This is a genomic window from Alicyclobacillus sp. CIJ1 (assembly GCF_057538885.1).
In genome coordinates, this window is sequence record NZ_BAAJPH010000145.1 from 42,332 (window position 1) to 52,516 (window position 10,185).

The 10,185-nt window shown below is 65.8% G+C and carries 9 protein-coding genes; 6 read left to right on the forward strand and 3 right to left on the reverse strand.

Features of this window, described 5'->3' with window-relative positions:
• Nucleotides 1-33 precede the first annotated feature (33 nt).
• Nucleotides 34-1,227, forward strand: coding sequence for a glycosyltransferase family 4 protein (locus AC27E8_RS14685; protein ID WP_487100014.1), 1,194 nt, complete (start codon nucleotides 34-36; stop codon nucleotides 1,225-1,227).
• On the forward strand, nucleotides 1,208-2,422 hold the full coding sequence (locus AC27E8_RS14690) for a glycosyl transferase (RefSeq protein ID WP_487100016.1): 1,215 nt from the start codon (nucleotides 1,208-1,210) through the stop codon (nucleotides 2,420-2,422). The genes AC27E8_RS14685 and AC27E8_RS14690 overlap by 20 nt, the downstream gene beginning before the upstream one ends.
• Before the next feature lie 19 nt (nucleotides 2,423-2,441).
• Here AC27E8_RS14690 and AC27E8_RS14695 read toward each other — a convergent pair whose 3' ends face one another.
• Nucleotides 2,442-2,906 carry a hypothetical protein gene (locus AC27E8_RS14695; protein ID WP_041694980.1) on the reverse strand — a complete coding sequence of 155 codons (465 nt, stop codon included), beginning with the start codon at nucleotides 2,904-2,906 and terminating at the stop codon, nucleotides 2,442-2,444.
• A 155-nt stretch (nucleotides 2,907-3,061) separates the two neighbouring features.
• Here AC27E8_RS14695 and AC27E8_RS14700 point away from each other — a divergent pair, with 155 nt between their 5' ends.
• The 4 genes from AC27E8_RS14700 (at nucleotide 3,062) to AC27E8_RS14715 (ending at nucleotide 8,643) form a co-directional block, all read left to right on the forward strand.
• Complete coding sequence (locus AC27E8_RS14700) at nucleotides 3,062-3,910, forward strand: NAD-dependent epimerase/dehydratase family protein (RefSeq protein WP_487100018.1); 849 nt, start codon at nucleotides 3,062-3,064, stop codon at nucleotides 3,908-3,910.
• Between the two features lie 88 nt (nucleotides 3,911-3,998).
• Complete coding sequence (locus AC27E8_RS14705) at nucleotides 3,999-6,203, forward strand: alpha-galactosidase (protein ID WP_487100020.1); 2,205 nt, start codon at nucleotides 3,999-4,001, stop codon at nucleotides 6,201-6,203.
• Nucleotides 6,200-7,324, forward strand: coding sequence for a Gfo/Idh/MocA family protein (locus AC27E8_RS14710; protein WP_487100021.1), 1,125 nt, complete (start codon nucleotides 6,200-6,202; stop codon nucleotides 7,322-7,324). The genes AC27E8_RS14705 and AC27E8_RS14710 overlap by 4 nt, the downstream gene beginning before the upstream one ends.
• Complete coding sequence (locus AC27E8_RS14715; protein ID WP_487100023.1) at nucleotides 7,321-8,643, forward strand: sedoheptulokinase; 1,323 nt, start codon at nucleotides 7,321-7,323, stop codon at nucleotides 8,641-8,643. Before AC27E8_RS14710 ends, AC27E8_RS14715 begins: the two co-directional genes overlap by 4 nt.
• A gap of 44 nt (nucleotides 8,644-8,687) precedes the next feature.
• Here the strand turns inward: AC27E8_RS14715 and AC27E8_RS14720 are convergent, their stop codons facing one another.
• Together AC27E8_RS14720 and AC27E8_RS14725 are read right to left on the reverse strand one after the other, a co-directional pair.
• The gene (locus AC27E8_RS14720; RefSeq protein ID WP_487100025.1) at nucleotides 8,688-9,650 is read right to left on the reverse strand and encodes a glycoside hydrolase family 113; all 963 of its coding nucleotides are present in this window, start codon (nucleotides 9,648-9,650) and stop codon (nucleotides 8,688-8,690) included.
• 22 nt (nucleotides 9,651-9,672) lie between these two features.
• Entirely contained in the window at nucleotides 9,673-10,131 is a 459-nt protein-coding gene (locus AC27E8_RS14725; protein WP_487100027.1) for a VOC family protein, read from the reverse strand.
• Between the last annotated feature and the right edge of the window lie 54 nt (nucleotides 10,132-10,185).

The following is a 10,185-nucleotide window of genomic DNA, read 5'->3' on the forward strand; positions in this document are numbered from 1 at the left end:
GGAGCCAGACAGCACACAGGAGGTGGTGCGTGCATGACGTTGGAAATCGGATATGTCAGCACTTATGTCCCCCGGAAATGCGGACTTGCCACATACACTCACCATTTGCGCCAGAGCGTTCGCCGGGCGGCGGGACCGTCCGCGGCTGATCAGGTCATCGCCATGTTGGCCCCAGATGAAGATGTGAAGAACTACAACCGGTCGTATTGGTTCCTTCGCCGGGATGAGCGCCGAGATTATGCGCGCATCGCGCGGCGGGTGAACGACAGCCGAATTGGCGTGGTCTCCCTGCAGCACGAATTTGGCATCTTTGGCGGCGAAGCAGGGTCGTACATCCTCGACTTCATCGACGCACTGGACAAACCGCTCGTGACGACCTTTCACACCGTCTTTCAAAAGCCCATGTCGCCTTATCGCGAAGTGCAGAAGGAGATTGCCGAGCGAAGCGATCGCATCGTCGTGATGAATCGCCAGGCCATCGACTATCTTGTCGACGCCTTCGGCATCTCGCCGTCGAAAATCCACTATCTTCCGCACGGGACGCCGGTGCGATCCGTGACGCCAAGGGCCGAGTTGCGCAAGCAGTTCGGCTGGCAAGACCGTGCGGTCATCGTCACGTTTGGGCTGCTCGGTCCGAGCAAGGGCATTGAGTTCATGTTGGACGCAATGCCGGATATCGTGCGCGAGGTCCCGAACGCGCTGTACGTGATCGCCGGGCAAACGCACCCGGAAATTGTCAAGCGCGAGGGCGAGGCGTATCGCGAGTCGCTCATGCGGCGGATTCATGACCTCGGCTTGGACGATCACGTCGTGATGCTCAACCAGTACATGTCCGAATCCGACATCGTGGACCTCATCACGGCGGCGGATCTCTACGTCACACCGTATCCGAATATGGAGCAGATCACGAGCGGGACGCTGGCCTACGCGGTCGGCATGGGGCAGGTCGTGCTGACGACGCCGTACGCGTACGCGCGCGACCTTCTGAAGGACGTGCCGGAACTGCTCGTGCCCTACGGGGACACGCGCGCGTGGGCGGATCGGGCTGTGGAAGTCCTGACCAACCGCGATGTGCGCGCGAAGTACGCCGAGCGGATTTCGGCGATTGGCGCAGACATGACGTGGCCGCGCGTGGGCGAGCGCCATTGGCAGTTGTTCCAGGACGTCGCCCTGCGGGCTCGCCATCGCGCATCGGGGGTGAAGGGATTTGCGGTCATCGCACACTGATGGGCTGCCGGTTTCGCTGGATCACCTGCGCCGGATGACGGATGACACAGGGCTCATTGAGCACGCGATTGGCCGCATTCCTCGCCGTCAGGAAGGGTATTCCACCGACGACAACGCGCGGGCCCTTTGGCTCGCGTACGAGTGGCTCCACTACGCCCGCGAGCGGGGCCTGGAGGCGGAGGCGGCCGATCTCGCGCGGCTCATCGACATCTACTTCGCGTTTTTGGCATGGGTCCAGAAGCCGGACGGCTGGTTTCACAACAACGTCTCGTACGATCGCCGCTTTGAGCTGGAAGTTCCGTCGGACGACTGCCAAGGGCGATCCGTGTACGCACTCGCAGTGGGCATGTGCGAGGAGCGCGATCCGGCCCGGCTGACGGCCTACGCGCAAGTGCTGCGCCGGGGGTTCGAGGCGGCTTTCGGCCTCACGCACGCGCGCGGCGTCGCCCACGTTGTGGCGGCTGCCGCGCGGCTGTTGCGCCGTGCAGAGGGAGCCGATGCTCCCGAAGATGCGGTGCCCGAGTTCTGGGCCTTTGTCCGCCAGCGCCTGCCGGGCGTCGTAGAGCGCGGCGCGCGCGATCTCGTGTCGCGGTTCGAGGCACACGCGCGCAGCGACTGGCCCTGGTTCGAGGACCGCATGACGTACGACAACGCGGTCATGCCCTGGGCGCTCTTCGAAGCCTATGCGCTCACCGGTGAGGCGCGATGGAAAGAAGTAGCAGAAGTTTCACTCGACGGGCTCCTCGCGCGCATGCGGGCGCCGGAGGGGTGGTTACGGCCCATTGGAAACCGCGGCTTCGCGGCGCCTGGCTTCACAGCCATCTGGGACCAGCAACCGCTCGAAATCGCCCAGCTCGCCATTGCGTGCGAATCGGCCTGGCGGGCGACGGGTGACGAGGCTTATCGGCGGCTTACGGCCGAGTGCCAGCGCTGGTTCTACGGTGAAAACGACAAAGGGGTGCCCATGGCCGATCCGGCCGACGGCAGTTGTTGCGACGGCCTGACGCCGCAGGGTCCCAACCTGAACCGCGGTGCAGAGTCCACGTGGTCGTACCTGATCACCGAGATCCACGTCGAGCGGGCATTTGCCGATGATCTGGACGCCGCGCGAGCATTTGGCGCATGGGTGGGCGTTCCGCGCCACACTCTTGCGTCCGCACGGTCGAGACGTGCGCTCGGCGGTTTTCACCGCTGATGTCACGCGCCGGCCAGCCTCACAGTGGGGCGAGGCCGGCGTTTCCGTTTTCCTTCATTCGCTGATACCAGCCCAGAAAGGCGTTCTCGATGGCACTTCGCATCTTGGGCTCGGAAAACTCGCCGTGATAGAGTCGCTCCTCATCCCGCCAGTCGGCCCACAGGCCGTTTTCGCCCGGAGCCTGGGTCCAGAAGTCGTCCTTCGCCCGGATGTCGAACACCCCGTTCTTGTACTTCGCCATCACTTTGAAGCGAGGGCTGTAGAAGTGCGAGTTGAGAAAGGCCACCACGAGCTCGACGGACTCCGTAGTCACGACTTTCGCCTCCAAGGCTGAATCGCCTTCATGAATAGACTTGGCGATCTCGTTGAACAGCCGAACGGCCTCTTCTTTACACTCCGTGTCGCTCATGACGACGTGCGCGTTGACGTTCAGTTCGTCTCCGCGCTCGCGGATGCGCGTCATCTCTTGGTGAAACGCGTCCATCCCATCGCATCCTTTCCGCACGCTCTTGAACACATCGTCTCCTTGATTCTGCGTTTCATGCGCACCCGCCCGTTCACACTTGGTGTACAATGAAGGCGTTGTCATGCGCTTCGCACCAAGGGTTGCACATCATCCAGGATGGGAGGCATGTCGCGATGCGCGTCGTCATCACCGGAGGAAGCGGCCTGTTGGGCCCATGGGTCATTCGCGAGTTTTTGAGCGCAGGCTACGACGTATTGAACGTCGACACGCGCCCGCCCGCTGAGGAACTGTGCCCCACTGTCCTCGCGGACCTCACGGATCTCGGAGACTGTTATCAGGTGCTTCAGGGCGCTGACGCTCTGGTCCATCTCGCCGCATTGCCTCGCGTCGGCATCCGCACGGACGCGGCCACCTTCGCGCTCAACACGGTGTCCACGTACAACGTGCTGGAGGCGGCGGGATCGCTCGGCATACGCAAGGCCGTCATTACGTCGAGCGAATCTTCGTATGGACTCGTGTTCGCCAAACATCCGTTTGCGCCGAAGTACGTGCCTGTCGACGAGGATCATCCGCAACTCCCCCAGGACGCCTACGGCCTGTCGAAGGTGGTCAACGAGCTGACCGCAGAGACGCTCCACCGGCGCTACGGCATGCAGATTGTGTCGTTCCGGCTCGGGAACGTGATTGCGCCCCCGATGTACAGAAACTTTCCTGACTTCATCAAAAAGCCGGAGGTTCGCAAGAACATCCTCTGGTCGTACATCGACGCGCGGGACGCCGCGGTGGCGTACCGGCTGGCCGTGGAGAAGGACGGCCTCGGGTGCGTCAAACTCAATATCGCTGCGGATTGGACCAGCATGGACCTGACGAACGGCGAACTTCTCGCGGCGTGCTACCCCGAGGTCACCGACATCCGCGTCGACCCGAACGGCTACGAGACGCTGCTCGCCAACCGCAAGGCGAAAGAAGTGCTCGGTTGGCAGCCGATTTACCACTGGCGAGACGAAGTCGCGAAGCTCTGAGGCGTTGCGGCCTTCGCGCCCGCCGGGCACACCCCGAGCAGCGCGCCAACAGGGCGAGCCTGTGGCGCTTGGGAAGGGACGAACTTCGATGCCCATCATCTTTCACTCGGATGAGCGCCTGTTTCACCTGATGACGCCGAGATCGAGCTACGTGATTCGCGTCGGCGACCAAGGCACATTGGAGCACGTCTACTGGGGCGCCAGGTTGGAAGACGCATCGGATCTGGTGCGCCTCGCGCGCGCTTGCGAGCGTCTGGATGAGCGCCCCGAGCACATGCGCGCCACTGACATCGGTGCGCTTCGCCTCGAGTACCCCTCGTTCGGGACGGGCGACCACCGGGATCCCGCCTACGAGGTCTTGCAGCCTTCGGGCAGCCACGCATCCCAGCTCGTGTACGAGTCGCACCGGATCCGACCCGGCAAGCCGCCGCTTCCGGGTTTGCCCGCGTTTTACGTCGAATCCGATTTCGAAGCCGACACGCTCGAGATCTCGCTGGTCGATCCGGCCATCTCGCTGCGCGTGATCGTCTCCTACACCGCCTACCGCGACTTCGATCTCGTCTGCCGCCACGTGCGCTTCGAGAACGCGGGGACCGAACCGCTCGTCCTGCGCCGGGCACTCTCCGCATCTGTCGATCTCGACCTGCGGCAGGCGGACTTCGTCCAACTGTCCGGCGCCTGGATCCGCGAGCGGTTTATCGAGCGGACGCCGCTTTCGCCTGGGCGGCATGAGATCATGAGCCGCTCCGGCGCGAGCGGCCACAAGCACAACCCGTTCTTCGCCCTCGCGGCGCCGCATGCGACGGAAGAGGGCGGCGAGGTGCGCGCGTTCGCCCTCGTCTACAGCGGCAACTTCCTCGGCGCCTGCGAGATGGAGCCCATGCGGCAAAACGTGCGCGCGCAGATCGGCATCCATCCCGCCGACTTCGCCTGGCGCCTCGAACCCGGCGAGCGGTTTGTCACGCCCGAGGCGGCGCTCGTGTACTCGGACGAGGGATGGGGTGGCATGTCGCGCACGTTCCACCGCGCCATTCGAATGAGGTTGTGCCGAGGCACTTATCGCGATGCCGTCCGCCCCGTGCTCATCAACAACTGGGAAGCGACGTATTTCCAGTTCGACGAGGACGATCTCGTCGAGATCGCCGAGCAGGCGCGCGATCTCGGCGTGGAGCTGTTCGTCCTCGACGACGGCTGGTTCGGCCAGCGCGACGACGATACCACGTCGCTCGGCGATTGGTGGCCGCACCCTCGCAAACTCCCGCACGGGCTGCGCCATCTCGCCGATCGCATCCACGCGCTCGGGCTTCGCTTCGGCATCTGGATGGAGCCGGAGATGGTGTCGCCGCAGAGCGAGCTGTACCGCGAGCACCCGGACTGGTGCCTGCACGTGGCGGATCGGCCGAGGTCGGAGCGGAGGCATCAGCTGATGCTCGATCTCACGCGCGAGGATGTGCGCGCCTTCGTGGTGGACGCGGTGTCGCGCGTGATTGAAGAAGGAGTTGTCGATTACATCAAATGGGACATGAATCGGCCGATGACCGAGGTCGGATCGGCCGCGCTTCCGGCGGAGCGCCAGCGCGAGGTCGCGCACCGCTATGTGCTCGGGCTGTACGAGATCCTGGAGACGCTCACCAGCCGGTTTCCGCACGTGCTGTTTGAGAACTGTGCCTCCGGCGGGGGCAGGTTCGATCTCGGCATGCTCCACTACATGCCGCAGACGTGGACGAGCGACAACACTGACGCCGTCTCGCGGCTGAAGATTCAGCACGGCACGAGCCTCGTCTATCCGCCGGTGGCGATGGGCGCGCACGTGTCGGCCGTGCCCAACCACCAGATGGGGCGCGTGACGCCGTTCGCCCTTCGCGCCGGCGTCGCGATGTGCGGCAACTTCGGCTTCGAGCTCGATCCGCGGCGCCTCTCGGACGCGGAGCGGCGCGAGGCGCGTCAAGCGGTGGAGCGGTACAAAGCGCTTCGCCAGCTCGTGCAGTTTGGGGACTTCTATCGGCTGCTGTCGCCGTTTGACGGGCCCGAGGCGGCCTGGATGTTCGCCGCCGTGGACGGTAGTGAGGCGCTCGTCGCCTATTTTTGCACGTACCCGGATCCCATGGATCCGCCGGCGCGCCTCGCCCTGCGTGGCCTGCGGCCCGAGGCGCGCTACGTCTGCGAGGCGCTCGGCGAGAGCTTCCGCGGCGACGCGCTCATGCGCCACGGCCTCATCATTCCGCGCCACATGGGCGACGGGCAGGCCGTGTTCATTCATCTCAAGCAAATCGGGGAAGGTGATGGCCTGTGATTCGCGTTGGTGTGATGGGCTGTGGCGTGATCAGCGAGGTGTACCTGAAGAACCTTCGATCCTTCGGCATTCCCGTGGCTGCGGTGGCGGATCTCGACGCGGAGCGGGCCGCGGCGCGCGCCGAGCAGTTTCAGGTTCCGGCGCTCACGCCCGACGAACTCCTCGCGCATCCCGACGTGGATCTCGTCCTCAATCTCACCGTGCCGAAGGCGCACGCCGACATCGCGCGTCAGGCGCTGGAGGCGGGCAAACACGTGCACACAGAGAAACCGCTCGCGCTTCAAGCGGACGATGCGAAAGCGCTCGTCCATCTCGCCCGCTCTCGCGGGCTTCGCATCGGGGCCGCACCAGACACCTTCCTCGGCAGTCACCTCCAGACGGCGCGCAAGCTCCTGGACGACGGCTGGATTGGCGAGCCTATCGGCGCGACGGCGTTCATGATGAGCCATGGGCCGGAGCGCTGGCATCCGAATCCGGACTTCTTTTACCAGGCCGGGGGTGGCCCGATGTTTGACATGGGCCCCTACTATCTCACGGCGCTCGTTCACCTGATGGGGCCCGTTCGCCGCGTCGCGGGCACGGCGCAGACCACGTTTTCGACGCGCGTGATCGGCTCGCCAAATCGATTCGGTGAGCGCATCCCCGTGGAGATCCCGACGCACGTGCAGGCCCTGCTCGAGTTCGAGCGCGGGGCCACGGGCGTGCTCGTCACCACGTTCGACGTGTGGCACTCCGAACTGCCGCGCATCGAGATCTACGGCACCGAGGGGACGCTTGCTGTGCCGGATCCCAACTACTTTGACGGCACGGTGCGCGTGCGCCGCCGGGGTGCGGACGGGTGGTCGCCTGCGCCCGCGCTCTTCGGCTTTTCGGAGAACCGCCGAGGCCTCGCGGTGGCCGACATGGCGCTCGCCATCCGCGACGGCCGTCCGCACCGCGCGTCGGGCGATCTCGCCATGCACGTCGTCGAGATCATGGAGGCCATCCACATCTCGGCGCGCGAGGCGCGGCATGTCGACATTGTCTCGCGCACCGCAAGGCCCGAGCCCTGGCCCATCGGCTACGACGAGGCCGCGCTGGCGCTCGACCTGCGGGGCGAAAGCCAGCGGGATCCGTCATGAAGGCGCTCGGCGTCGATCTCGGCACGACCTCCATCGCCGCGGTGGTGTACGACACCGCGGCGAGTCGCGTCGTGTGGTGTGAGTCCCATCCGCACGGTGCCCAACTGCCGACGGACGATCCGCTCGCGTCGATGCAGGACGCCGAGCGCATGCTGGCCCTCGTCGAGCGCATGGTGGAGAAGGGGTTATCGGAGCATCCCGACGTGGCCGCCATCGGCGTCACCGGGCAGATGCACGGCGTGGTGTATCTGGACGCGCATGTTGCGCCGGTGAGTCCGCTCTTCACATGGCAGGACCGGCGCGCGGGCCAAGAGGCGTCGCGAGGCGAGACGTTTGCCGAGTGGCTGTCTCGGCTGACGAGATGCCAGGTGCACACTGGCTACGGGCTTGCGACGCACGCCTATCTCGCGCATCACGGCCTCGTGCCCCAAGGCGCGCTGTGGATCGCCACGCTGCCGGACGCGTTTGCGGCCCGCCTCGCCGGCCTGTCGCGGCCGCGGGCACACGCGTCGCTGGCGCACAGCATGGGCGGGTTTGATTTGGAGCAGGAGACGTTTGCCGCGAAGGGCTTGCAGGCGGCCGGAATGGACCTCTCGTTCCTGCCAGAGTTGGCGCCGGATCTTCACATCCTGGGCGAGCACCGCGGCATTCCCGTGGCAGTGGCGCTCGGCGATCACCAGGCGAGTTTCCTCGGCGCGGTGGGCGTGGAAGAGGGCGGCGTGCTGGTGAATATCGGCACGGGCGCGCAGGTGTCGGTCTGCGTGCGGGGAAGGCCCGAGCTGCCGCCTGGCGCGGAACTGCGGCCGTTTCTGGGGGAGCTGCGCCTCGCGGTCGCCGCGACGCTCGCGGGCGGAGCGGCGTACGCCCTCGTGGCCGCGTTTTTCGATCGCGTCGTCCGCTTGCACGGGCTCGCGCCGACGCGTTCCACCTACGACGTCCTGGACGAGGCCATTGCGGCCTGGCGCCAATCTGGCGGGCCGTTTCCGCGCGTGCGCCCGACGTTCTTCGGGTCGAGACTGAGCGACGAGGACGGCGCCCGGGTCGAGCGATGGACCGCGGCGGCCATGGTGCCCGAGGCGTTCGCCTGGGGCGTAATCTCAGGTGTGGCGGAGGAACTGTACGAGGGATTTTGCCGTCTGCCGCCGTCCGGGCCGGACGGCCCTCGCGCCCTCGCAGGCGCGGGAAACGCGCTGCGCGTGAACCGGCACCTGCGAGACGCGGTGGAGGCGGTCTTCGGGTCTCCCTTGCGGCTCGCGCCTCATCCGGAGGAGGCCGCGCAGGGCGCCGCGCGCTGGGCGGCCATGGCCGTCACCGCGTGACGCGTAGCCCGTCGACCGGATGGCGCGGACGAACCGAGTGCCCGTCATCGATTTGCGATGGCCGAGAACGCCCGCGCCACGACGTCCTCGGCCGGTTTGCCGTAAATGCAGTAGCTTCCGTCCTCGGACGCCGCTTCGCGCGGGTACAGCTTCCACGGCCATTCCCACAACATGTAGCCCTTGAACCACGGCTCGTCGGGCATGGCGGAGAACATGGCTTCGTAAAACCGCGCCTGCTCGTCGAGACAGACGGCGCCTGGGTGCCGGTAGTCCCACGGGCAGGCGCCGGAGCCGGAGCGGCTCGGGCACCCCACTTCCATGAAGAAGAGCGGCTTTTCATGCGCCTCTGCCACCTCGCGGAGCACAGGCACGCGATCCCGCCACCGGTCGATGGGATAGTAGGCGCTCGACGAGATGAGGTCGACCGCGTCCCAAAACCGCACGTGCTCCTCGCGCCCGTGGTTGCAGTTGTACGTCACGAGGCCGTCGTACTCGCTGCGCACGCGCGCGATGGCCTCGCGCCACATGCCCTCGTGCGGCTCGGCAGTCGTCATCTCGCAGCCCACGCAGAACATCTCGCAACCCGTGCGCTTCGCCACATGCGCGTAGTGGGCCATCATGTCGGAGTAAGACCTAAACCACGCTTCCCAGCACTCGAGGTCCGGGCCGTGCTCCTTCTCGAACCGGATCTCGCCTCGCCACGTCCCGTCTCGGCAGTTCACGGTCGGCTTCAGGCACACCTTGAGCCCGAGTGCGTGGGCAAGCTCCGCCATCGACGCAATCTCGTCGTCGCTCACGGTGACCGGCGGCCCATACGCGATGGCGGGATCGCCCGGGTGCTCCATGAGGCCCGCGAAGGCGAGCGTCACCCAGTTGAAGGGCTGTTCGGCAAGCGCACGCATCGATGCGCGCGCCTCGTCGGTTCCCCACGTCCCGTGCTGGCCGACGAAGCCAAAGGTCATGCCTCGGATGAAGCCGAGATCGAATGCGCTTTCGATCCGTCCCATCCCAGTTCACCTCCAAGGCGCCTCAACGGCGGTCGTTTTCCAGCAGTTCAATCACGGCTCGCGCAGACGACGCGCCGTCGAAGTACGCGTATCGGCCGCCTGTGTATTCGCCTCGCTGGAGAAGCGGAAGCCCCGCTTGGATCATGCTCTCGGTGTGGGCGGCCATGCCGTCGACTTCAAAGGCGATATGATGCACACCCTCGCCGTGTTCATCGAGCCAGGCGCGCCAGGTGCTGGGATGTTCGTCGGGTTCGATGAGCTCGATGTCGAGGTTCTCGAGGCGGAAAAACGCAAGTTTGGCGCGCGCCTGGGTCGGTTGTCCCTGGTATTCCGTCCGCGCCTGCTCGTACGCCTCGGTCCAGTGCCACTTCGGCACGTCGCAGCCGAGGAGCTTCGCCCAGGCGGCGCTCGCCGCTTCAATGTCCCGCACGATGATGCCAATCTGCGCAACGCGCCGCGTCCCCAATGGATACGCTTCCATACGCCTTCCTCCCAAAACGTTTTGACACCATCTTACCACGTCCGTTGGCGCCCG